Raw genomic sequence first — 23,944 nt, forward strand, 5'->3', positions numbered from 1 at the left:
CTTGCGGCGCCCGTTCTGCTCAAGCGGTGACATCCGGGCAATCAACAGCCCAGGTGATCAGTAGCGGTAATGATCCGGCTTGTACGGGCCGGCCACGTCCACGCCGAGATAATCGGCCTGGTCCTTGGTCAGGGTGGTCAGCTTGACGCCGATCTTTTCCAGGTGCAGGCGGGCCACTTCTTCGTCCAGGTGCTTGGGCAGGATGTAGACCTTCTTCTCGTAGGTGTCGCGCTTTTCCCACAGGTCGATCTGCGCCAGGGTCTGGTTGGCGAACGAGTTGGACATCACAAAGCTCGGGTGGCCAGTGGCGCAGCCCAGGTTGACCAGGCGGCCGTCGGCCAGCAGGAAGATCGCGTTGCCGTTGGCGAACACGTACTTGTCCACCTGCGGCTTGATGTTGATCTTCTCCACGCCCTTGAGTGCATTCAGCGCATCGACCTGGATCTCGTTGTCGAAGTGGCCGATGTTGCACACGATGGCCTGGTCCTTCATCGCCTGCAGGTGCTCGACGGTGATGATGTCCTTGTTGCCGGTGGTGGTGACATAGATGTCGCCGCGGCCCAGGGTGGATTCGATGGTGTTGACCTCGAAGCCTTCCATCGACGCCTGCAGCGCGCAGATCGGGTCGATCTCGGTGACGATCACGCGGGCACCGTAGGCGCGCAGCGAGGCGGCGCTGCCCTTGCCGACGTCGCCGTAGCCGCAGACCACCGCGACCTTGCCGGCCAGCATCACGTCCATCGCGCGCTTGAGGCCATCGGCCAGCGACTCGCGGCAGCCATAGAGGTTGTCGAACTTGCTCTTGGTGACCGAGTCGTTGACGTTGATGGCAGGGATCAGCAGCTTGCCGGCTTCGGCGATCTGGTACAGGCGGTGCACGCCGGTGGTGGTTTCTTCGGAGACGCCCTTCCAGTCCTTGACCACGCGGGTCCAGTAACCCGGGCGCTCGACTGCCACGCGCTTGAGCAGCGCCTTGATCACGCCTTCCTCGTGCGAGGAGGCTGGCTCGTCGACCCAGGTCGAGCCGTTCTCGAGCTCATAGCCCTTGTGGATCAGCAAGGTGACGTCGCCGCCGTCGTCCACCACCAGCTCCGGGCCGGTCTGTGTGCCGTCGGCCAGGGTGAAGGTCAGCGCATCCAGGGTGCAGTCCCAATACTCTTCCAGCGTCTCGCCCTTCCAGGCGAACACCGGCGTACCGCTGACCGCGATGGCGGCGGCGGCGTGATCCTGGGTCGAGAAGATGTTGCACGAGGCCCAGCGCACGTTGGCGCCGATGTCCTTGAGCGTTTCGATCAGCACGGCGGTCTGGATGGTCATGTGCAGCGAGCCGGTGATGCGCACGTCCTTCAGCGGCTTGCTCTGCGCATGTTTGCGGCGGATCGACATCAGGCCCGGCATCTCGTGCTCGGCGATGTCCAGCTCCTTGCGGCCCCAATCGGCCAGGGAGAGGTCGGCGACCTTGTAGTCGTTGTGTGGGGCAATTTTCGTGACAGCGTTCATGCAATAGCTCCGGTAGGCAGATCAATGTCTGCAATTCCGGGCGCCGTTGAACGGTGAATGCTTGTCGAGCCTGGCCGTATTTCCTGCACTCTTCGTGCAGTGGCGGATCAGTCCGCCATACCGGTCGCAGCGCCCCTCGACGAGAGCGTCGATTATATCGGCAGCTCCCCCCGCCGACATGAATTGGCCGGCTTGAATCGGCATGACCCCCAACCAACGGCAGGGGAGTCGCCGGCCGACGGCTGCTAAGGTCCAGGGTCGATCGAGACCGGGGAAGGACAATGCAGGCAAAGCCGAATGTGCAGGGCTGGCGGCGGTACACGTGGGCGTGGGCGGGAGTACTGGCGCTGAGCGCACCGCTGCTGGCAGCGGCGGCAGGCGCGCCGGCTGGGCAACCCTCTGCTGCAGCCAGCGGGTATCAACTGCCCTCCAAGGCGCTGCAGGCGGTGGTCGACGCCCCGCGCGCCCCGCTGCTGCACCTCTCGCCCAAACGCGATCTGGCCGCGATGCTGCAAATGCCGGCGCTGCCGGATATCGCGGAGGTGGCCCAGCCCGAGCTCAAGCTGGCCGGCCTGCGCATCCATCCCAAGACCTTCGCCAGCAGCCGGTTTGCCTTCGCCGGCAAGCTGTGGCTGCTGTCGGTCGCCGATGGCAGCGAGCGGCAGATTGCCGGCCTGCCGACGCCCTTGTCGCTGGCCACGCTGAGCTGGTCGCCGGATCAACGCTACCTGGCGTTCCGGCGCGAGGACGCGACCAGCGGCGCCAACGAGTTGTGGCTGGTGGACGTGGCGGCAGGGCAGGCCAAGCGCCTGGTGGCCGGCTTGAACACCAGCGTCAATGACGAGTTGCGCTGGTTGCCCGATGGCAGCGGGTTGCTGCTGCAGCAGCAAGTGGCAGGGCAGGGCGCGCCGCCCACCCGCGACGCGGTGCCGGACGGTCCGGCGATCCAGCAGACCAGCGCCGCCGCAGGCGTGCGCTCGCTGCCGACCTACCAGGACCTGCTGCGCAACGAGGCCGATGCGCGCGTGTTCGAGTACTACGCCACCGGCCAGCCGGTCATCGTCAGCGTCACCGGGCAGATCCGCCCGATCGCCACGCCCGGCATCTACCTCGACCTGTCGGTGTCCCCGGATGGCCGGTACATCCTGAGCGAACGCAGCGAGCGGCCGTTTTCCTACCTGGTGCCGGTCGACAATTTCGCGCGCCGCATCGAGGTGCTGGATCTGCAGGGCAAGCTGGTGCGCCAGATTGCCCAGTTGCCCTTGGTGGAGGGCCTGCCGACCGGCAATGACGCCGTGCCCACCGGCGTGCGCGACATCGCCTGGCGGCACGATGCGCCGGCCACCCTGGTCTGGGCCGAAGCGCAGGATGGCGGCGACCCGGCACGCGAGAGCAAGATCCGTGATGCGGTGCGGATGCAGGCGGCGCCATTCACGCGTGGGCCGGTGACGCTGGCGCAGCTGGGCAGCCGGTTCGAGGGCATCCAGTGGGGCCGCGGCGATCTGGCCATCCTCAGCGAGAGCTGGTGGAAGACCCGCCGCACCAAGCAATGGCGCATCGCCCCCGATCAGCCCAAGCACGCGCCCGAGTTGCTGTGGGACCGCTCCTCGCAGGACCGCTACAGCGACCCGGGCACGCCTGCGACGGTGGCCGACGGCAAGGGCCGCCTGTTGCTGCAGACCAGTGCCGATGGCAACAGCCTGTTCCTGCTCGGCAAGGGCGCCTCACCGGAAGGCGACCGCCCGTTTGTGGATCGCTTCGATCTGCAAGGCAAGCGCGCCACACGGCTGTTCCATTCGCAGGCGCCCACCTATTCCGCACCACTGGCCGTGCTGGGTACGCAGGGCACGCAGGTGCTGCTCAGCCGCGAATCGCCTGAAGAACCCGCCAATTATTTCGTGCAGTCGCTGGGCGAGGCAGTGCCGGCACCGCGTGCGCTGACGCAGTTCGCGCATCCGTTGCCGCAGTTGCGCGGCGTGCAGAAGGAGCAGATTCGCTACAAGCGTGCCGATGGCGTGGACCTCACCGCCACGCTGTTGCTGCCGCCAGGGTACGACCCCAAACGCGATGGCCCACGCCCGCTGCTGATGTGGGCGTATCCGGGCGAGTTCAAAAGCGCCGACACCGCCAGCCAGGTCACCGACTCGCCGTATCGCTTCAATGCGATCAGCTACTGGGGGCCGCAGGCGTTCCTGGCGATCGGCTACGTGGTGCTCAACAATCCGACCATGCCGATCGTCGGCGAAGGCGACGCCGAACCCAACGACACCTATGTGCCGCAGCTGATCGCCGACGCGCAGGCGGCGGTGGATGAAGTGGTGCGGCGCGGCGTCACCGACCGCGGGCACATCGCCATCGGCGGGCATTCGTATGGCGCGTTCATGACGGCGAATCTGCTTGCGCACACGCGCCTGTTCAAGGCCGGCATCGCACGCAGCGGTGCCTACAACCGCACGCTCACTCCATTCGGGTTCCAGGCCGAAGAACGCAATTACTGGCAGGCGCAATCGGTGTATCAGGCGATGTCGCCGTTCAACTACGCCGACAAGATCAAGGACCCGCTGCTGCTGATCCACGGCCAGGACGACAACAATACCGGCACCTTTCCGATCCAGAGCGAGCGCATGTTCGCAGCGATCAAGGGTCTGGGCGGCACCGCGAAGCTGGTGATGCTGCCCAACGAATCGCATGCGTATCGCGCGCGGCAATCGATCCTGCAGATGCTGGCCGAGAGTGAGCAGTGGTTGAAGAGCAATCTCGGCGAGCCAGCGCCGAACAAGGATGGCGCCGCAACACGCAGGCGTTGATCGATGCTGCGCTGGCACCGGTAGGAGCGCGCTTGCGCGCGATGCGGCGTTACCGGTGACGCTTCGTCGCGCCCGGGTGCGCTCTTGCGGCAGATGCGGCTGATACCCCCCGGCAACGTCTGCAGAGTCATGCAAATGCGTGGCGCGATCGCCTGCAGGAGCGGGCTCGCCCGCGAGGGCGTTACCGGGAAAACCACACCCGCTTAGGAGCGGGCTTTCCCGCGATGGGCATTGCCGGGAACGCCCATCGCGCGTCAGCGCGTCACACCAGCGTCATCATCGAGGCGCGCCGGCATACGATGGTTGGTGTTGAAACCGTCGTGACGGTCGCGATCATCTAATCCTTTTGGGTTAGTCTTCGACGACTTTGCGCTTGATGAGGGTGTGCGTTTCCGATGAACGAGTACCGCAGCAGTCTTGTGTTCGCTACCCCCGATCTTCCCTTGCGCGACGATGTGCGTCGCCTGGGTGCACTGGTCGGCGATCTGCTCGCCGAGCAGGTGTCTGCGGAATTTCTCGATGAAATCGAACGCGTCCGTACCACTGCCATTGCGCGCCGCGAGAGCGATGCGCCGCCGTCCACGCTGAGCGAGCAGCTGGGCGGCCGTGAGCCGCGCGACGCCGAGTCGCTGGTGCGTGCCTTCAGCACCTATTTCCAGGTGGTCAACATCGCCGAGCGCGTGCATCGCATCCGCCGTCGCCGCGAGTACCAGCGCAGCGGTACCGATACGCCGCAGCCCGATGGCCTGCACGATGCGTTGCGCCGGCTCAAGGCGCAGGGCGTGAGTCTGGAGGAACTCAGCCAGTGGTTGCCGCGCATCGACGTGGAGCCGGTGTTCACCGCCCATCCCACCGAAGCGGTGCGCCGCGCGCTGCTGGAAAAAGAACAGCTGATGGTCGCCAGCCTGGTCGACAACCTCGACGGCATGCGCACCCCCAACGAGCGCGCCAGCGATGCCGCGCGCTTCCGCATGGCCCTGACCGCCTCCTGGCAGACCGCCGATTCCTCGCCGGTGCGTCCCACCGTGGACGACGAACGCGAGCACGTGGGGTTCTATCTCACCCAGGTGCTCTATCGCGTCATCCCGGTGATGTACGAAACCCTCGAACACGCCATCGAAGAAACCTACGGCAGCGTGCCGACCCTGCCGCGCCTGCTGCGCTTCGGCACCTGGGTGGGCGGCGACATGGACGGCAATCCCAACGTGGATGCCACCACCATCGCCGGCACCCTGGACGCGCAGCGCCGCGCGGTGCTGGACCGCTACCAGAAAGAACTCTGGCAATTGGCCAGCCTGCTCAGCCAGTCGACCACGCTGGTAGCGGTGAGCCCGGCATTGAATGCGCAACTGGAGCGCTACCGCGCCTTGCTGCCGGACGCAGCCGCACGCTCGCGCCCGCGCCACGGCGACATGCCGTACCGGCTGCTCAACGATCTGATGCGCGCACGTCTGCAGGCCACGCTGGACAATGCCGATGGCGCCTACAGCGCACCGTCGGAGCTGGAGCACGATCTGCAATTGATCCTGGACAGCCTGCAAGCCAACAAGGGCCTGCACGCCGGTTGGTTTGCGGTGCGCCGGCTGTTGTGGCGCGCGCGCAGCTTCGGGTTCCATCTGGCACGGCTGGATGTGCGTCAGGAATCGAGCGTGCATGCACGCGCGGTGGCCGATGCATTGGGACAGGCGGATTGGGACGAACAGGACGCCAAGCAGCGCGCTGCATTGCTCGGCCCGTATGCATCCGGCGAGCAGGCATTGCCGCGTGTGCAGGACGAAGGCAATGCGCGGCTGGACGCGGTGTTCGCCGCACTTGCCGATGCACGCACGCGCCACGGCGCCGATGCGCTGGGCAGCTACATCATCTCGATGGCGCATAACCGCGCCGACGTGCTTACCGTGCTCGCCCTGGCGCGGCGCGGCGGCCTGGTCGATGACGCGGGTGCCGTGCCGCTGGATATCGTGCCGCTGTTCGAGACCGTGGACGATCTGCGCAGCGGCACCGGTACCGTGCAGGACCTGCTGGCCGACCCGGTCTATCGCCAGCACCTGGCCGCGCGCGGCGATACGCAGATGGTGATGCTGGGTTATTCGGACAGCGGCAAGGACGGCGGCATCGCAGCGTCGCGCTGGGGCCTGCAGCGTGCGCAGGTGGAACTGCTGGAAGCGGCGGCTGAACTCGGCGTGCGGCTCACCTTTTTCCACGGGCGCGGCGGCTCGATCGCCCGCGGCGGCGGCAAGACCAGCCGCGCGCTGGATGCGGCGCCGCGCGGCAGCGTCGACGGCCGCCTGCGCGTCACCGAGCAGGGCGAGGTGATCCATCGCAAGTACGGCATTCGCGCGCTGGCCTTGCGCTCGCTCGAGCAGATGACCGGCGCGGTGTTGCTGTCCAGCCTGCGCCCACGTGCGCCCGAGCCGCGCGAGGACACCTGGCGGCCGGTGATGGATCTGGTCGCCGAACGCAGCACCGTGGCCTATCGCGCGTTCGTCGGTGCGCCGGATTTCATGCAGTACTTCCGCCTGGCCACGCCGATCGATGTGATCGAACGCATGACGCTGGGCTCGCGCCCCTCGCGCCGCTTGGGCCAGGACGCGGCGCTGTCGAATCTGCGTGCGATTCCGTGGGTGTTTGCGTGGAGCCAGGCGCGTGCGGTGATTCCGGGCTGGTACGGCGTGGGCAGCGGGTTGCAGGCGGCGGTGGAGGCCGGGCATGAGGACAGCTTGCGCGAGATGGCGCAGGAGTGGCCGTTCTTCCGCACCTTCCTGGACGACATCGCCATGGTGCTGTCCAAGGGCGACCTCAACATCGCCGAGTTGTTCTCGCGCCTGTCGGGCGACCTGCATGCGCGGTTTTTCCCGCAGATTCGCGACGAACTGGCGCTGACCAAGGGGTGGGTCAAGGCGCTGCTGCAACAGCAGTCGTTGCTGCAGCACGACCCGCGGCTGGCGCTGTCGATCCGGCTGCGCAACCCCTACATCGACCCGATCAGCGTGTTGCAGGTCGACCTGCTGCAGCGCTGGCGCGCCACCGGCGGCGAAGACGAGAACCTGCTGCGTGCGCTGGTCGCCTGCGTCAACGGCGTCTCGCAAGGCGTGCAGAACACCGGCTGATCCGACCGTTGGTCGGAGAGGGCGCGCGATCGGCAAGCGGACTCTGGCATTAGCGGACAAATCTGTCCGATAATGCCGGCATGACGACCCCCCGCCCCGATGCCGCGCTACGCCGCCGGCAGATTCTCGATGCCGCCGACGAAGTGTTCAGCGAACACGGCGTCAATGCCCCGTTGGAGCTGGTGGTGGAGCGTGCCGGTCTCGGCCGCGCCACCCTGTACCGCAATTTCCCGGATCGTGTGGCGCTGATGACCGCGCTGATGGCGCGTGGGCTGGATGGCCTGGAGCGGCTGGCCGCCGATCTGGCCGACCGACCGGACGGCCTGGCCGTGCTGCTGCACGACGTGGCCGAGCACATCGCCCAGTCTGCGCCGCTGGTGGATTTCTGGCGCTCGATGGAACGCGCAAATCCGGCGGTGGACGCGGCCGACCGGCGGGTGGTGGCGATCTTTTTGCCGTTCGTGCACCGCGCCCGCGACGCCGGCCTGTGCCGGGCCGATGTCGACGACGAGCAACTGCTGCTGGTGATCGACATGCTGGGCAGCTGCCTGCGCGGTAACGACGAAGCGGAGCGCAAGCGCCTGGCGCATCGCTCGGCGGACCTGCTGATGCACGCGCTGGGCATGCACGTGCCGGAAGGCGGCACACGATGACACCCGCCACCCGCACGGTGATCGGCCGCTGGGCGCTGCGCGCGCTGCTGGTGCTGGCGGCGCTGTGGGGCGGCCTGGCGATCTATTTCGCGCTCACCGGCAACGCCCTGGTGCGTGGCGGCTGGGTGGCATCGTGGTGCGCGATGGCGTTGGCCGCGCTGTGGGGCTTGCGCCGTGGCCGCGAAAACTGGGCCCTGGTGTGCATCTTCGGTGCTGCGTTCGTGGTGCTGGCGGTGTCGTGGGGGTTGATGCAGCCCAGCCAGGACCGCGACTGGGCCGACGATGTCGCCCAGCGCCTGCAGCCGGAGGTGCGCGGCAATAGCGTCACCCTGCACAACGTGCGCAACTTCGATTGGCGTAGCGAAACCAACTACGTTCCGCGCTGGGAAACCCGCCAGTACGATCTGGATCACCTGGTCAGCGCCGATCTGGCCTTGTCGTACTGGATGGGCCCGGCGATTGCGCACACGCTGGTGTCCTTCGGCTTCGACGATGGCTCGCACGTGGTGTTCTCGCTGGAGATCCGCAAGGAACGTGGCGAATCGTTTTCTGCGGTGGGCGGCTTCTTTCGCAGCTTCGAAGAAACCCTGGTGGCCGCCGACGAGCGCGACATCCTGCGCGTGCGCACCAATGTGCGTGGCGAAGACATGTATCTGTATCGCCTGGCCATTCCCAAGGCCGGCCTGCGGCGCATGTTCATGGGCTACGTGGCGCTGGCCAACGACTTGAATCGCAAGCCGGCCTTTTACAACACACTCACCAGCAACTGCACCACGATCGTGTTTGCCCTGGTGCGCCAGTTGCAGCCCACCTTGCCGCTGGATCACCGCTTGTTGCTGTCCGGCTACGCCGATCAGTACGCGTACGACCATCATGGCCTGATGCCGGGCTATGACTTTGCGACCTTGAAGCAGCGCGGACATTTCACCGCACGTGCCATCGCCGCCGACACCGCGGGCGACTTCTCCGAACGCATCCGCGCCGGCATGCCGCAGGCGCCTGCGCCCGGCGCATCGACGAGCGCATCACGGTGATGCTGCACAGGCGTCTGCGTCGCGCCGCCGTGGTCTTGGCGGCGCTGCTCACCTGCATGTGGCTGAGCGGTTGCGCCATGGTCACGGTGCAAGCGCGCAACAGCGGCGACTACATCGCGCAGACGCGTGGCGACGTGCTCAGCACCGGTGCGCTCAGCCAGGCCGGCAGCGAGACCTTGCAGGTGGCCGGGCTGCAACCCAAGGCCTGCCGCAAGCAGCCGTTGCCTTGCGCGCAGCAGCTCACCACGGTGGCAGGCGTCGGCGATGAGCGCCGCCTGGCCACGCAAGCCGAGTTGTGGACGGCGCATGCGATCGACCTGAGCGGCCGCAAGCCGGCACAGATGAGCGACGCAGCGGTGCAGGCCTGGCTGGAGGCCGCGCGGCACGCCTATGCCTATCTGTTTTTCACCGCGCGGGCGCCGAGTGCGCGCGCGTTCGAAAACCGCCAGACGCAGGTGCGCGACTACTACAACTATGCCGTGCAGCAGGTGGTCGAACGGCTGTTCGCGCGTGCGCAGCAGGCCGGCGACACAGTGCCTACACCGACCCAGGTGGGCCGATGGCAGGTGACCACCGACATGTCCGCGTATCGGCTGCCGGGCGGCGGCAACACGCCACGTGCGCTCTTTGCCGCCTCGGCGCTACGCTTCAATGGATTGCGCAGCACCTATCGACGCGATGGCTTCGGTGCCGAACTGGTGGCCGAAGTGGACCCGCAGGTGGTCGGCGACCCGGCCGGGCTGGCCCTGCAGCAAGCCGCTGCCGCAAGTGCGCCGCCGCAGCGCCCCATGCCGACCTTCAGCGAGATGCCGTACGCACCGGCAACGCTGCTGTTGCGTTTCGATGGCGACACCCTGGATGCGGTGCTGCGGACCGACCTGGTCACCGTGGTGCCGTACGACCCGTATCGCCAGAACGAGGTGGTGCTGCATGGCCAGCATGTACCGCTGGCAGCCAACTTCACCGCCGCCTACGGGCTGTGGCTGGCCAAGTCGGGCTTCGCCGCGCAATCGCTGCGCTCGATGCTGGGCAGCGCGCGCGGCATCGATCGCCCGCACCTGTATCTGATGCAGCCCTACGACCCCAACCGCCGTGTGCTGCTGATGCTGCACGGGCTGGCCAGCAGCCCGGAAGCCTGGGTCAACGTGGCCAATGAAGTGATGGGCGACGAAACCCTGCGTCAGCGTTACCAGATCTGGCAAGTGTATTACCCCACCAATGCGCCGATTGCGGTCAATCGTGCGGAAATCCAGGCATTGGTGGAGCGCAGCCTGCACCACTTCGACCCATCCGGCACGGCGATCGCCTCGCAGGACATGGTGTTGATCGGCCACAGCATGGGCGGGGTGATCGGGCGCCTGTTGGTGTCTGCGTCCGGCGAACGGCTGTGGAATACGTTGCTGCAGGACTATCGGCTGGAAGGCGAGCGCGGCGCACGGGTGCGTGCGAAGTTGTCGCCGTTGCTGCATTTTTCGCCAATGCCGCAGATCGACCGCGCCATCTTCATCGCCGCACCGCACCGCGGCACGCCACTGGCCGAAGGTGGGCTCGGGCGCTTCGTCGGCCGCCTGGTGCGGCTGCCGGTGGCCTTGCTGGATCGCTTCGGCGACGTGCTGCAGGACCTCGCCAATAGCGAGCGTGAAGGGCACGGCGATGACGACCGGCGCAAGCGGCGCCTGCTGCCGCCCACCAGCATCGACAACCTGCGCGATACCGACCCGTTCGTGCGCGCCACGATGGATCTGCCGATCTCGCCGCAGGTGCAGTACCACACCATCGTCGGTCGCGAAAAACCGCAGGTGCCGCTGGCCGATTCCGACGACGGCCTGGTGCCGTATCGCAGCGCGCATCTGGACGGTGCCGCCTCCGAGCTGGTGGTGACCTCCTGGCACAGCGTGCAGGAAACCCCGCAGGCGATCCTGGAGATCCGCCGCATCCTGCATGCGCAATTGCAGGCCGAGGCCGGGCAGGCACCTGCGCAGGTTGCCGCGCCCGCGCCTGCGGCGACGCCCGCGATGCTGTGAGGCTACGGCCCGCGCGATCGCTGGACGCCGAGGACGATTGCCGTAAAGCGCGGTGGAGCCAGCACCCAGATACGCGCGCCGCGTGTCGCGCCTGGTGACGGGTACGGCGGACGCATGCTGGTTGCGGCTCGCCTCGCATCCAGCAGTAGCCCGCTGACGGCATGCTCGTGTTGCTGCTTGCCACGCTGCCGTACCCCTGCTCGATCGGTCTGTTTCTCGACGCGCAGCAGTCATTTGCGAGCACGTTGCCGCTTGCGCCGGCAGTGTCGTCGACCATCCGCCGTACCGGCGTTGGCGCCTTGTTTACCGTGCGCGTGCTATCAGGCACCTCTCGTACAGGCTCGAACAAGGAAGAGGCGATGCGTAAGCTGTCGGCAGTGCTGTGGGTGCCCCTGTTGCTGGTCGGGTGCGGACGTGGCGAAGGTGCGAAGGACGCAGCCGCCGCTGCCGATCCAGTTCCCGCAGCAGCACAGGCTGCGCAGGCCAAGGGTGCGCCGGACGCACCCGCAGCAGCGGATCAAATCGTGCCGGAATTTCCGGCCATCCCCACCATCGTCATCCCCGAGATCGTCGGCGTGACCCCGGCACAACGCGCGCTGGAAGCCTCGCTGCAGGACATCCTCGACCCGATCGAAGGCGTCAGCGTCGCACCTGCGCGCTGCGGCGATGGCGGCACGTTGATCAACGATGCCGGCATCACCAGCGTCGACGCCGACGGCAACCTGTTGCGCAACGGCGACGGCGGCCTGTTCAACCTCAAGGCCGACGGCAGTGGCACCGCCAACTTCGAAGGCGGCCTGATCAACGTCAACGCCGATGGCAGCGGCACCATCAACGCATCCGGGCAGGGCGGCGACGATGCCCTCATCGACGTGCAGTCCAACGGCGGCGGCACCTACAACGGCCCGGCCGGCTTGATCAGTTTGAACGGCAAGGGCGCAGGTACCTGGAACAGCGACAAGAGCGGCCTGATCGACAATCACGGCGATGGCAGCGGCACCTGGAATGGGCCGCGCGGGTTGGTCACCGTCAACGCCGATGGCTCCGGTACCTGGAACGGTCCGGATGGCCTGGTGCAGAACCGTGGCGACGGTACCGGCACGGTCGGCACCCCGCCGCGCGAGGTGCGCATGCCGCCGTTGCCGAAAGTGCCGCCGGCCGGTCGCTTCCCGCCGCTGCAGAAGTTCGCCCCGCCCGGTGCGCCTTGCGGCTACCTGATCACCTTGAACGACCGCATCCTGTTCGACTTCGACAAGTCCGACATCCGCACCGATGCCGCGCGCGTACTCGACACACTGGCTGCTGCGCTGGGCAAGGTGACCACCAGGCAGTTGGAAGTGCGCGGGCATACCGATGCAAAGGGCGACGACGCCTACAACCAGTCCCTGTCCGAACGCCGCGCCAATGCGGTGCTGGCCGCATTACGTACGCGCGGCGCGGCACAGGCCGCCGACGCAAAAGGCTATGGCGAATCGCAACCGGTGGCGCCCAATACGGTCAACGGCCAGGACAACCCGGGCGGTCGTCAACTCAATCGCCGCGTCGAGATCTTCTTGCGCACGTGAGTGGGCCTTGCAGGATCGGGTGAGCGCGACCGGCTGCGCATGCGTGTTGCGCAGGCGCCGCTCTCGATCACGCTGACGCAGGCTTTGGATGCTGTCGCGAGCCGGTTGTCGCCTCGCAATTGCCCCAATGGCCGCGATGCGTCATGACGCGTCGTCGCGTCAATCGGAGCTTCAAGCGCCGCTGTGGGCATCTTCTCCGCACAGGAAGGCGCGTTGCTGCGAGAAGCACGGCTGAAACCATGACGCCACCGCGTCATGCGTGGTCGTGTCGCGCTGTGCGAAGACGCGTGCGCACCCGCGCGAGCGGCCGTCTGCGCATGCCGGCAGCGATCGGCGCTTCCATACGCCAGCGACTATGCCGACTTGCGCGCTCGCTGCGCGCATTTGTCAGGTCGGCAGCCCGCGTCACGGCATTGAAATATGCCGTCACCACCATGCGCGGCGCCTGCTTGCATGTGACGCAGGTCCGCCGCCGCTGACCGCGTCGCTCTCCCACACATCACCGTGGCGCCGCCGTGGCATGCGCCCGTGGCGCGTTGCTGCACGCATTGGATTTGATCATGATCGCTCGTTGTACGTTGTTGCGTCATTCGCGCCTGTCGCAGGCCTTGTGCGTGTCGTTGTCGATTGTGTGCGGCCATGCAGCCGCGCAGTCCGCCGCAACGCCTGCGCAAGGCGAGATGGCGACCCTGGACAAGGTCACCGTCGCTGCCACCCGTTACAACGCGACCGACATGCAGATGGCCGCGACCAACACCGTCAACGTGTTGTCGGCCGACGATCTCAAGACCACCGCCGTGCACAACGTGGCCGAAGCATTGGGGCTGATGCCGGGCGTCAATGTCATCAATACCGGGCAGTCGTACTTCGGCGGTATCGATGGCGCCGCGCGCGGCGAAGGCATGTTTTCGTCGGTGCGCGGCCTCAATGCCGAGTACAACGTCAACCTGATCAACGGCATCAACGTCGCGCAGGGCATGCCGTACAGCCGTGGCGTGCAATTGAGCCTGCTGCCGCCCTCGGGCCTGCAGACCATCGTGTTGAACAAGACGTCCACCGCCGACATGGATGGCGATGCGATCGGCGGCACCATCGACTACCGCACGCCCAGCGCCTTCGATTCGCCCGATCGCCAGGGCGGTAGCGTGACCTTGAGCGGACGCATGGAGAGCCGTGCGCGCGACTACGGCGATTCCGGGCTGGGAAGCGGCGCAGCCGGCGATTGGCATGCCCGCTTTGGCGATGCCGGGCAGTTCGGCGTGGCGGTCAGCGCGTATTACGACGAACGCCATTTCGTGAACAGCGAAGTGGCTGGCGCATCGGCCGCGCGCAACGATGGTGCATGGAAGTTTGCGCGTGCCGATGCCAGCGGCAATCTGGCTGCAGGCAGCGACCCGCAACAGGTGCTGCAGAGCACTGGCCTCAACATCGGTTATTCGCAAGGCGATACCCGCCGCTACGGCGGCAATGCGGCGTTCGATTGGCGTGTGGACCCCAGTCTGCACCTCTATGCGCGCATGACCTACGCCTTCGCCAAGACCGAGCAGAACACCGGCTACACGCAGTTCGTACCGGCCAATGTCAGCTTCACCCGGATCGGCAGCAGTGGCGTGTACCAGCCGCAGATCAATCGCGTCGCGGTGCGCTACTGGTACGAAACCAACCCGGAGGAGGCCGACCTTGCCACCATCCAGCTCGGTGCGGAAAAACAGCTGGGCCATTGGACGTTTGCGCCGAACATCTTTTACGGCACCGGCAACAACGATCGCCCGGATCACGTGGAAATTTCCGCGCGCAACGATCAATACACCTCGACCAACTTCGCCTACGGCGCGAACCGCTTCATCAGTTACGACGGCGACGGCTTCCCGATCCCGCTGTTGACTCCTGCGATGCAGGCGCAGGCCTCCGATGTGAGCAGCCTGTTCGCGCGACGTACCGGGCAACTTTCCAGGCAGCACAGCGGCCAGGACAAGGGCGGCGGAAAATTCGATGTGGGCTACGATTTCGACGACGGCCTGCTCAGCCGCATCGCGTTCGGCGTGAAGTATGTCGACAGCTCGCGCAGCTTCACCGATCGCGACTGGACCAATGCCAAGTACACCGACGGCACCTTGCTGCGCGACACCGGGCTGATCGCGCAGCGCTACGACGCGGTCTATCCGGGGCAATACGCACTGCCCACGGTGCGGCTGAGCAATGCCGCGCTCAACGACCTGATCGCACGTACGCTGACGCCAGCCAGTTTCGACAGCTGCGGAAAACTGGCGATCAATAACCTCAACTGCAACACCATGCGCGCCACCGAAGCGGTCAGCGCAGCCTATGCGATGGCGACATTGCGTAGCGGTGATTGGGACATCCTGCCGGGCGTGCGCTTTGAACATACCGCCATCACCAACACCTTCTGGGCACAGCCGGCGGCCGTCAACGGAGCCGAGCAGGTCGGCGCATTCGCCAACAATCACACCCGTTACAACGTGGTCTTGCCGAGCGTCTTCGTGAACTACCGACCCGCCGGCGACAGCGCGGTGTATCGCGGCTCGGTGTGGACCAGCTACACGCGCCCGGCATTCGTGCAACTGGGGGGTGGCCGCTCCACGGATATTTCCAGCGATGGCCAGACCATCATCACCGAAGGCAATCCGGACCTGAAACCGATCAAGTCGCTCAACGTGGATCTGTCGGGCGAATGGCAGAACGACGCTGGCGGCCACGCGATGCTGGCCGGCTATTACAAGCGCCTGACCGACTACATCTACGAAAGCGGTTCGGAGGCGGCCAATGCCGGGCAAAGCGGCACCGCCAGCACCCGCTTCGTGCGTCCGCAAAACGGTGGCGACGGCCGCGTGCTGGGCCTGGAGGCCGCCGTGCGGCAGACCTTCCAGGGCTTGCCTGCGCCGCTGGATGGCGTCGGCGTCGGCGCCAATGTCACCCGCCAGACCACACGCGTGGATCTGGGCGAAGCAGGCTTCGCGCACGAACGCATCCAGAACGCACCGAATCTGCTGGCCAACGCGGAAGTGTTCTACGAAAAGGGGCCGTGGTCGATCAATCTGAGCTACCACTATTCCGGCGAATACGTGTCGGTCTACGACTATCTCAACCAGGGCGCGCGCTGGGACAACCTGTGGATCAAGCCGATCACCCGCGTCGATCTGCATCTGGGCTACGCGCCAAGCGATCACCTGCGGGTGGATCTGTCGGTTGCCAATCTCACCAAGCAGCACAGCTATTGGGCGCATGTGGGGCACGACACCACGGCGATTTCCGACATCGTCGATTCGGGCATGACCAGCCTGGTGACCGCCAAATATGTGTTCTGAGTCGGGTCGTGCAGGGTGGGGCGTGTCGACAGGTGTGCAGCAGCGCAGCCGCAACGCTGCGGGGCAGCGCGCATCGCAGTGCGGGACGTTCGCTGGTGGTGGGGAGCCGCCGCAGTCCGGGCGATGTACAGGGGGCGCAGGCGGTGCGATGGGGATCGCGTCGCCTCCGCTGCGCGTAGCGCCACTGCCGCGGCGCGGTATCGCGCCTGCGATCGCCGGTGCCTGCCTGCTGATGGTGTTTGCCGCGATGTTGGGCGGCTGTGCATCGCCGTCGCGCAGCGCATCGCCTGGTCGTGCGAATGATCGCCACGACCACGCTGGCGGCGTAGACCGGCAGGCCGGACAGCTGGAACGCGTGGTGGTGGTGTTCCGCCATGGCGTGCGTGCGCCGCTGCAAGGCGAGGCGGCTGCCGCGCACTACGCCGACCAAGCCTGGCCGCAGTGGTCCACTCCGGCCAGCCTGCTCACTCCGCGCGGCCGCAAGGCAGTGCGATTGAGCGGCGAGTATCTGCGTCAGTGGTTGACGCAGCAGGCGCTGCTGCCGCGCACGGGATGCCCTGCGCCGGGGAGCGTGTCGGTCTGGGCCAATACCGATCAGCGCACCATCGACAGCGGTGCCTTGCTGGCCGACGCACTGGCGCCCGGCTGCGGCATCGTCGCCGGGCACCGCGAGGCGGGCAGCAACGACCCGCTGTTCCGGCCGATCGAGGCGGGCGCGGTGGCGTTCGATGCTGCAGCCGCGGTGGCATCGATCCAGCGGCAGACCGGTGGCCCTGCCGTATTGCTGCAAGGCCATGCGGGCGCGTTGCAGGCGATGCAGCAGATCCTGGGGTGCACGCGCACGCCTTGCGACTTTGCGCGCATGCCCTCGACGTTGGCGCCATCGGCCAATGGCCGTGGACTGGCCCTGAGCGGGCCGATCGATCTGACCTCCGGCACCGGCGAAGTGCTGTTGCTGCAGTACGCCGACGGCCTGCCGCTGTCGCAGGTTGGCTGGGGCCGCGCCACACCCGAACGCCTGGTGCAGGTCTCGCGCCTGCACGCGCTGTTGTTCGCTATCTACGCGCGGCCGCACTATATGGCGCAGCGCTCCGGCGCACCGCTGGCACGCGAGGTGTTGCAACGGTTCGGCGATGCGCGCGCACCCGCGCTGTCGCTGTTTGTCGGCAGCGACACGCATATCGCCGCGCTGAGCAGCCTGCTCGGTGTGCACTTCCAGCTGCCCGGCTATGGCGCCGACGACCCACCGCCGGGCGGCGCGCTGCTGCTCGGCCTGTGGCGCCAGCCCGACGGAACGCGGGTGGTGCGTGCCCGCTATCTGGCGCAGTCGCTGGATCAGCTGCGCGCGCTCTCACCGCTGGACCTGGCACACCCGCCGTTGCAACAGGAGTTGGCGCTGGATGTCTGCGCGCCCGACCAGCGCATGGCCTGCCCATTGCCGATGTTGGCGCAGGCGCTGGAGCAGCAGCTGAAGCTGGATCCGTAGGCGCGGTAGTGCGCTGTCTGCTTGAGGCGCGGCTTCCTGTCTTAGGTAACCGATGCCGTGCAGCGTGGCTTTGCTCCGGGCCCTCACCCCAACCCCTCTCCCGCAGGGAGAGGGGCTTTAAGCGGCAGCTCGACTGTTTGTCCTTTTGTCCTTCTCCCGCCAGTGGCCTTTTTGTCCTTCTCCCGCAAGGCGGGAGAAGGTGGCGCGCAGCGCCGGATGAGGGTGCGGGCCAGGTCCCGCGCAGGTTGAACGACACGAAAGCTTGGCCCGTACCTTCACCCCAACCCAACTGGCAGTTGGCGTCATCAGTTGATCAAGACAGTTGCTCTCCCGGCGGGAGAGGGGCTCTGGAGTCTTCCCTTCTCCCGCATGCGAGAGAAGGTGCCCCGCAGGGGCGGATGAGGGGAGGCACGCAGCGCATAGACGTGCCGTGCAAAGCGTGGCTTTGCTCCGGACCCTCACCCCAACCCCTCTCCCGACGGGAGAGGGGCTTGCCGTTTCCTTCTCCCTGCGGGAGAAGGTGCCCCGCAGGGGCGGATGAGAGGGGGCCCACATAGTGCATGGACGTGCCATGCGACGTTGCCCCCAACCCTCACCCCGACTCCTCTCCCACGGGGGAGGGAGGCATCGAATCCCTTCCCGCCGCGATGTGTTACCGCAGGCGGCAGGGCCTTAAAACGCAATGGGCCGCGTCAGCGGCCCATTGCGATACACACCTGCGCTCCGCAGAGCGCGCGGTTTACTTCAGCTTTGCATCGGCGCGCAGGGCGTCGGCGCGGTCGGTCTTTTCCCACGAGAACGAGGTGGCGGCATGCTGCACGCCGGCACCGTCGGTGTAGGTGAAGTCCTTCGGCTTGCGGCCGAAGTGGCCGTAAGACGCAGTCTGCTGGTACATCGGGTGGATCAGGTCGAGCATCTGGATGATGCCGAACGGGCGCAGGTCGAAATGCTTGCGGATCAGCTTTTCGATCTGCTCGTCGGCGATCTTGCCGGTACCGAAGGTGGTGACCGAAATCGAGGTCGGCTCCGCCACGCCGATGGCGTAGGAGACCTGCACTTCGCAACGGTCGGCCAGGCCGGCGGCCACGACGTTCTTGGCTACATAGCGCGCGGCATAGGCGGCCGAACGGTCGACCTTGGACGGATCCTTGCCCGAGAACGCGCCGCCGCCGTGACGGGCCCAGCCGCCGTAGGTGTCGACGATGATCTTGCGACCGGTCAGGCCGCAATCGCCCACCGGGCCGCCGATCACGAACTTGCCGGTCGGGTTGATGTGGAACTTGGTGCCCTTGTGCAGCCACTTGGCCGGCAGCACCGGCTTGAGGATTTCCTCGCGCACCGCTTCGATCAGGTCCTTCTGCTTGATGCCCGGGTCGTGCTGGGTCGACAGCACCACCGCGTCGATCGCGGTCGCCACGCCGTCTTCATAGCGCAGGGTGACCTGCGACTTGGCGTCCGGACGCAGCCAGGACAGCGCCGAGTTCTTCTTCTTGCGGATCTTGGCCTGCTGCTCGACCAGGCGATGCGACAGGTGGATCGCCGCCGGCATGAAGCTGTCGGTCTCGTTGGTGGCATAGCCGAACATCAGGCCCTGGTCGCCGGCGCCCTGTTCTTCGGGCTTCTTGCGGTCCACGCCCTGGTTGATGTCCGGCGACTGCTTGCCGATCAGGTTGAGCACGCCACAGGTTTCGCCGTCGAAGCCGACGTCGGAGCTGTTGTAGCCGATGTCCAGGATCACCTTGCGGGTCAGGGCTTCCAGGTCGATCCAGGCGCTGGTGGTCACTTCGCCGGCAACGATCGCCACACCGGTCTTGACCATGGTCTCGCACGCCACGCGGGCACGCTTGTCCTGGGCCAGGATGGCATCCAGTACGGCGTCGGAGATCTGGTCGGCGATCTTGTCCGGATGGCCTTCGGAGACCGATTCGGAGGTGAACAGGTAGCTGGACATCAGGCTTATATCCCTTAATTCGGATGAAAAGATGGGTGCGGATGATACACGCCCCGTGTGTCGGTTGCATTGTGCGCCTGAACGCGATGCCGTGGGGTTAAGCGCGACTGAAAAACGCCCGGGGGCGGCTGGCAGCGATGTGTCTGCAGCGCGCGCAGGCGGCAATGCGCGACGATTCGGGGCCGCGCGCGCCGGCCGATCCGCTGCAGCGGTGCGGCGTGCCGGCTGCTGCGATGCGCGGCCGCTGGCCGCGGCGCGCATCTTCGAGACAGGCCCGCGCAGACGCAGCTGTGTGCCGACTGAAAGCGCGTGGGGCGATGCCCGTCCGTGCATGTCGGGCCTGCTAGCATCGGGCGATGGATTCCCTGACCCAGATCGTTCTTGGTGGCGCGATTGCCGCCGCCATCGCGCCGCCCGGACAGCGGCGCGCTGCCTTGTTGGCTGGCGCGGCACTGGGCACCTTGCCCGACCTCGATGCGTTGGCGTTGCTGCCGCTGACCGACGACCCGGTCACCCTGATGACCGTGCACCGCAGCGTCAGCCACTCGCTGTTCGTGCTGCCGCTGCTGGGCTGGCTGATCTGGTGGCTGTTCCGGCGCTACGGCAATGGACGGGTGGCCAGCGCGCCCAGGCGCTGGTTCTGGGCGATCCAGCTGGCCTTGATCACCCATCCGCTGCTGGACGCCTTCACCGTGTACGGCACCCAGCTGTGGTGGCCGTTGCAGCCGCATCCGACCATGTGGTCGAGCGTTTTCATCATCGACCCGGCCTACACGCTGTGGCTGCTGCTGGCCTGCGCGATCGCCTGGTTCGCGCGCGCGCGCCCACTCGCCCAGCGCGTGCTGGTGATCGGGCTGGTGGCAAGTTCGGCCTATCTGGGCTGGTCGTTGATCGCCAAGCATCTGGTCGATCAGGAAGCCGACCGCGCGCTGGCAGCGATGGGGCTGGCCGATGCGCCGCGCTTCTCGGTGCCGATGCCGCTCAACACCTTGCTATGGCGGGTGGTGGCGATGACGCCCGGTGGCTATGTGATCGGCGAGCGCTCGCTGGTGGCCGACACCGGGCCGATGCAGTTCCGCGGGTTTTCCAGCAACACCCAGGCGCTGGGCGAAGTGGCCGCGTTCGATTCGGTGCGCCGGTTGACCTGGTTCAACCGCGGCTTCATGCGCGCACGCCTGGTCGATGACGACCTGATGCTCAGCGATCTGCGCATGGGCCTGGAGCCGGACTACAACTTCAATTTCGTTGTCGCGCACCGCGACGGCGGGCAATGGCAGCCGATCGTGCCGCGTCAGGTCCAGGCGGCCTATCGCGCGCCGGTGGCCCGCGATCAGATCGGCGCAGTGCTGGCGCAGATGTGGCACCGCATCTGGCATGCGCCCGCCGGCACCGCGCTGACCGGCGATCTGGAACAGGTCGACGCGCCGGCAAACTCGACACACTAGAAGCCGCCAACAACCCGACCGTGCCGCCGCCAGAGCGCGCGGCCGGTGCCCGGTGCGGCATCGAGCATGCGCACATTCGTTCCCGTTCGCAGCGACGTGCACACCTGCCTGACGGCTGCTTGCCAGGTTTCGTTCGCCATGCCAGGCCATGGTGCGCAGCGGATGCCGGCACGCAGCGCACGCATTGCAGCTACGCGTGTTCGGGTGCCGTGCAGATGCCTCAGGCGGCGTTCGGCAGCGGCGCTGCCACGCCGGCAATCAAGGCGTCGAAATAATCGCGGGTCAGCGCCAGCTGCGCTTCGGGCGTCTCGGCGCGATTGACCACCGCGCGGAAGTCGGCGCTCTGCGGGTGATCCTTCGCGTACCAGCCCAGGTGTTTGCGCGCGATGCGCACGCCCTGCGGTTGGCCGTAGAAGGCATGCAGCGCTTCCAGATGACCGAGCAGGGTGTCGCGCACGCAGGTCAGCGTCGGTGGCGGCAACAGTGTGCCGGTGGCCAGGTAACGCGCCACTTCGCCAAAGATCCATGGCCGCCCCTGCGCGGCGCGCCCGATCATCACCGCATCCACGCCGGTCTCACGCAGCACCTGCGCGGCCTTCTGCGGCGAATCGATGTCGCCGTTGGCGATCACCGGGATCTGCAGCGCCGCCTTGATCTCGCCGATGGTGGCGTACTCGGCAGTGCCGGTGTAATACTGATCGCGGGTACGCCCGTGCACTGCCAGCGCCGCGATGCCGCAATCCTGCGCGATGCGCGCGATGGCCGGGCCGTTGCGGTGGTCGCAGTCCCAGCCGGTGCGGATCTTCAATGTCACCGGTACATCCACCGCCTGCACCACCGCGCGCAAGATCCGCGCCACCAGTTCCTCGTCGCGCATCAACGCCGAGCCGGCCCAGGCATTGCAGACCTTCTTGGCCGGGCAGCCCATGTTGATATCGATCAGCTGCGCGCCATGGTCCACGTTGTAGCGCGCCGCCTCGGCCAGCTGCTGCGGCTCGGTACCGGCGATCTGCACGCTGATCGGATCCGGCTCGCCGGCATGGTCCATGCGGTGCAGCGATTTGCGCGTGCCCCAGAAACGCGGATCGGAGATGGTCATCTCCGAGACCGCCAGCCCCGCGCCCAGCCGCTTGCACAGCAGCCGGAACGGCTTGTCGGTGACGCCCGCCATCGGGGCGAGGATCACCTTGGGGGCGATGGTGTAGGGGCCGATCTGCATGCGGGCATTGTCGCTGGGGTTGGAGCTGCTGCCAACTCGGACGCCGCCGCAGGGGCGCGGCGACCAACGCGCAGCGGTGTTGGAGCAGGCCAGCACCTGCCGGCCGGATCGCGCGGGCGCGACCGGGCACAAGATCGGCAGGTCAGCGGATCAGCTGGTACAGCTCGAAGCCCTTGGCGCCGCCGTCCAGGATCAGCAGCAGTTCGTCCGGCCCCAGAGCGACCAGCCGGCCGACGCTGTTGCCGTTGGTGCCGTCGGAGATGTTGCCGGGCGCATAGCCGCCTTCCGGTTCGTCGTTGACCGTGCTGGCACCGAGGAAGGCAAACTCGCGGCTGTCCTTGGCCAGCGGATACAGCGTGCCGCTGCGACGCTGCGAGCCGCTGATCTTGCGGAAGCGATAGCCGCAGGCATCGCGGCTGATCTCGGCCTTGAAATAGGGGTAGGCATAGGCGAACCGCTGGTCGACCTGGATCGAGCGCACCTTCCAGCGGCCGTCCAGCTTGCCCGGCACCTGCGGCGACCCGGCGCGCTGCAGCAGCGTGCGCGCCAGTGCGGCGCCGTCTTGCTGGTCGGTATCGTCGTAATGCGGTGCGATCGCCTGCTGCAGGCTGTCCGCAGACACGGTGACCGCGGCACGGTCGGCATCGCTGGCCGTGCCGTTCCAGTCGCAACGCTGCGCAGCGGCCGACAGCGGGACAAGCCAGGCGCACAGCGCAACCAACCGGATCAGGGAAAAACCACGCATCGAGAACTCCTTGTCGTGATGCAGGCCCGTCGCGCCGACGGGCGGTAAGGTGTGGCGAGTGAACGCCGGCCGATGTCGCCATCGGCGCAGGCGGTTAGCCGGCGTCCGGCAGCAGCCGTGGCATCGATGCCGCGGCGCCTTCCACTTCGGTGGAGCGGGCGGCGTAGCGGGTGGCAAAGCGGACATGGGTGATGAAGCTCGCGCCCGGCGATTGCGCCAGCGAAGCCACCAGCGCGCCGTTGAAGGCGTCGCCGGCACCGGTGGTGTCCACCGTCTGCGCGCTTTCTGCGCCCACGCGGTAATGCGCCGCGCTATCGCCGCGCAACTGCTCGTCGGCATGCGAAATGAAGGCGCCTACCGCGCCCAGCGTCACCACCACGGTGCCGCCCGGCAGCAGCTTGCGGCACAGCGAATGCAGCGTATTGCCATCCAGTGCGGCCACATCGTCGGCATTGATGCGCTCGCCCACGTGGCGGCCGAGCAGGGCGGCGAACTCGGTTTCGTTCGGGGTCAGCACATCCGACAGCTTGAGCAGGCCGATCGAGGTCGGTGCGTTGGCCGGTGCGGCGTTGAGCACGGTCAGTACGCCGCATTCGTGCGCCAGGGTCAGTGCCGCCTCGATGGTTTCGGCTGGCGATTCCAGCTGTGCCAGCAGCACGCGGGCCGAGGCCACCAGCGCGCGCTGGTTTTCGACGAACCCGGTGCTCAGCACCGAGTTGGCGCCGGCACCGATCACGATGGTGTTGCGGCCGTGGCCGTCGACATAGATGCCGCCGGTGCCGGTCGGTTCATTGCTCGGCTCGGCGATCAGCGCAAAACCGTCGTGCGCGGCCAGCGAGCGCGCCAGCGCGCCGCCGGCATCGTCGCCCAGCGCGCACAGAAAATGCGTCTTGGCGCCGGCACGTGCGGCCGCGACCGCTTGATTGAATCCCTTGCCACCCGGGCCGGTGCTGTAGCGGCCGGCGATGGTGGCACCCGGCGCAGGCAGCACATCGCAGCGCCACACGTGATCGACATTGAAAGACCCGACAACGACGACCGAACTCATAAATACCTGCTTGCTTGAATGACTTGAATGA

Annotated in this window: 14 protein-coding genes and 1 riboswitch; of the genes, 9 read left to right on the forward strand and 5 right to left on the reverse strand. The window is 66.9% G+C overall.

Features of this window, described 5'->3' with window-relative positions; genetic code table 11:
- Positions 1 to 57: 57 nt before the first annotated feature.
- Complete coding sequence (gene ahcY, locus Y887_RS01310; protein WP_046962634.1) at positions 58 to 1,500, reverse strand: adenosylhomocysteinase; 1,443 nt, start codon at positions 1,498 to 1,500, stop codon at positions 58 to 60.
- A 31-nt stretch (positions 1,501 to 1,531) separates the two neighbouring features.
- A riboswitch (S-adenosyl-L-homocysteine riboswitch) is annotated at positions 1,532 to 1,644 on the reverse strand.
- A 137-nt stretch (positions 1,645 to 1,781) separates the two neighbouring features.
- Here ahcY and Y887_RS01315 point away from each other — a divergent pair.
- The 8 genes from Y887_RS01315 to Y887_RS01350 all read left to right on the forward strand — a co-directional run bounded on the left by Y887_RS01315 (position 1,782) and on the right by Y887_RS01350 (position 17,505).
- Positions 1,782 to 4,307, forward strand: coding sequence for a S9 family peptidase (locus tag Y887_RS01315; protein ID WP_046962635.1), 2,526 nt, complete (start codon positions 1,782 to 1,784; stop codon positions 4,305 to 4,307).
- 395 nt (positions 4,308 to 4,702) lie between these two features.
- Positions 4,703 to 7,417 (forward strand): phosphoenolpyruvate carboxylase, encoded by a 2,715-nt coding sequence (gene ppc, locus Y887_RS01320; RefSeq protein WP_046962636.1) that lies wholly within the window; start codon positions 4,703 to 4,705, stop codon positions 7,415 to 7,417.
- A gap of 80 nt (positions 7,418 to 7,497) precedes the next feature.
- Positions 7,498 to 8,070, forward strand: a complete 573-nt coding sequence (locus Y887_RS01325) for a TetR/AcrR family transcriptional regulator (RefSeq protein WP_046962637.1) — start codon at positions 7,498 to 7,500, stop codon at positions 8,068 to 8,070.
- Positions 8,067 to 9,104: an Lnb N-terminal periplasmic domain-containing protein gene (locus tag Y887_RS01330; RefSeq protein ID WP_046962638.1), complete on the forward strand. Its 1,038-nt coding sequence runs from the start codon at positions 8,067 to 8,069 to the stop codon at positions 9,102 to 9,104. Before Y887_RS01325 ends, Y887_RS01330 begins: the two co-directional genes overlap by 4 nt.
- Positions 9,104 to 11,128 (forward strand): esterase/lipase family protein, encoded by a 2,025-nt coding sequence (locus Y887_RS01335; RefSeq protein ID WP_046962639.1) that lies wholly within the window; start codon positions 9,104 to 9,106, stop codon positions 11,126 to 11,128. The genes Y887_RS01330 and Y887_RS01335 overlap by 1 nt, the downstream gene beginning before the upstream one ends.
- A gap of 359 nt (positions 11,129 to 11,487) precedes the next feature.
- Positions 11,488 to 12,693: an OmpA family protein gene (locus tag Y887_RS01340; protein WP_046962667.1), complete on the forward strand. Its 1,206-nt coding sequence runs from the start codon at positions 11,488 to 11,490 to the stop codon at positions 12,691 to 12,693.
- A gap of 560 nt (positions 12,694 to 13,253) precedes the next feature.
- The gene (locus Y887_RS01345; protein WP_046962668.1) at positions 13,254 to 16,019 is read left to right on the forward strand and encodes a TonB-dependent receptor; all 2,766 of its coding nucleotides are present in this window, start codon (positions 13,254 to 13,256) and stop codon (positions 16,017 to 16,019) included.
- Positions 16,009 to 17,505, forward strand: a complete 1,497-nt coding sequence (locus Y887_RS01350) for a histidine-type phosphatase (protein ID WP_046962640.1) — start codon at positions 16,009 to 16,011, stop codon at positions 17,503 to 17,505. Before Y887_RS01345 ends, Y887_RS01350 begins: the two co-directional genes overlap by 11 nt.
- Before the next feature lie 739 nt (positions 17,506 to 18,244).
- On the opposite strand, the gene metK is transcribed toward Y887_RS01350, so the two are convergent.
- Positions 18,245 to 19,456, reverse strand: coding sequence for a methionine adenosyltransferase (gene metK, locus Y887_RS01355; protein WP_046962641.1), 1,212 nt, complete (start codon positions 19,454 to 19,456; stop codon positions 18,245 to 18,247).
- A 356-nt stretch (positions 19,457 to 19,812) separates the two neighbouring features.
- Between metK and Y887_RS01360 the strand changes: the two genes are divergently transcribed.
- The gene (locus Y887_RS01360; RefSeq protein WP_046962642.1) at positions 19,813 to 20,901 is read left to right on the forward strand and encodes a metal-dependent hydrolase; all 1,089 of its coding nucleotides are present in this window, start codon (positions 19,813 to 19,815) and stop codon (positions 20,899 to 20,901) included.
- Positions 20,902 to 21,121: 220 nt separating this feature from the next.
- On the opposite strand, the gene dusB is transcribed toward Y887_RS01360, so the two are convergent.
- From dusB to Y887_RS01380, 3 genes are all read right to left on the reverse strand, one after another.
- Positions 21,122 to 22,120, reverse strand: coding sequence for a tRNA dihydrouridine synthase DusB (gene dusB, locus Y887_RS01370; protein WP_046962669.1), 999 nt, complete (start codon positions 22,118 to 22,120; stop codon positions 21,122 to 21,124).
- Positions 22,121 to 22,262: 142 nt separating this feature from the next.
- Positions 22,263 to 22,865, reverse strand: a complete 603-nt coding sequence (locus Y887_RS01375) for a DUF4893 domain-containing protein (protein WP_046962644.1) — start codon at positions 22,863 to 22,865, stop codon at positions 22,263 to 22,265.
- A gap of 94 nt (positions 22,866 to 22,959) precedes the next feature.
- Positions 22,960 to 23,913: a ribokinase gene (locus Y887_RS01380; protein WP_046962645.1), complete on the reverse strand. Its 954-nt coding sequence runs from the start codon at positions 23,911 to 23,913 to the stop codon at positions 22,960 to 22,962.
- Positions 23,914 to 23,944 lie beyond the last annotated feature (31 nt).

Origin of the sequence: Xanthomonas pisi DSM 18956 (genome assembly GCF_001010415.1) — a bacterium.
Classification (GTDB): domain Bacteria; phylum Pseudomonadota; class Gammaproteobacteria; order Xanthomonadales; family Xanthomonadaceae; genus Xanthomonas; species Xanthomonas pisi.

Bases quoted from the DNA above. Each gene is read 5' to 3' on its own strand.
- ahcY (WP_046962634.1), bottom strand. From the start codon at position 1,500: ATGAACGCTGTCACGAAAATTGCCCCACACAACGACTACAAGGTCGCC.
- Y887_RS01315 (WP_046962635.1), top strand. From the start codon at position 1,782: ATGCAGGCAAAGCCGAATGTGCAGGGCTGGCGGCGGTACACGTGGGCG.
- ppc (WP_046962636.1), top strand. From the start codon at position 4,703: ATGAACGAGTACCGCAGCAGTCTTGTGTTCGCTACCCCCGATCTTCCC.
- Y887_RS01325 (WP_046962637.1), top strand. From the start codon at position 7,498: ATGACGACCCCCCGCCCCGATGCCGCGCTACGCCGCCGGCAGATTCTC.
- Y887_RS01330 (WP_046962638.1), top strand. From the start codon at position 8,067: ATGACACCCGCCACCCGCACGGTGATCGGCCGCTGGGCGCTGCGCGCG.
- Y887_RS01335 (WP_046962639.1), top strand. From the start codon at position 9,104: ATGCTGCACAGGCGTCTGCGTCGCGCCGCCGTGGTCTTGGCGGCGCTG.
- Y887_RS01340 (WP_046962667.1), top strand. From the start codon at position 11,488: ATGCGTAAGCTGTCGGCAGTGCTGTGGGTGCCCCTGTTGCTGGTCGGG.
- Y887_RS01345 (WP_046962668.1), top strand. From the start codon at position 13,254: ATGATCGCTCGTTGTACGTTGTTGCGTCATTCGCGCCTGTCGCAGGCC.
- Y887_RS01350 (WP_046962640.1), top strand. From the start codon at position 16,009: ATGTGTTCTGAGTCGGGTCGTGCAGGGTGGGGCGTGTCGACAGGTGTG.
- metK (WP_046962641.1), bottom strand. From the start codon at position 19,456: ATGTCCAGCTACCTGTTCACCTCCGAATCGGTCTCCGAAGGCCATCCG.
- Y887_RS01360 (WP_046962642.1), top strand. From the start codon at position 19,813: ATGGATTCCCTGACCCAGATCGTTCTTGGTGGCGCGATTGCCGCCGCC.
- dusB (WP_046962669.1), bottom strand. From the start codon at position 22,120: ATGCAGATCGGCCCCTACACCATCGCCCCCAAGGTGATCCTCGCCCCG.
- Y887_RS01375 (WP_046962644.1), bottom strand. From the start codon at position 22,865: ATGCGTGGTTTTTCCCTGATCCGGTTGGTTGCGCTGTGCGCCTGGCTT.
- Y887_RS01380 (WP_046962645.1), bottom strand. From the start codon at position 23,913: ATGAGTTCGGTCGTCGTTGTCGGGTCTTTCAATGTCGATCACGTGTGG.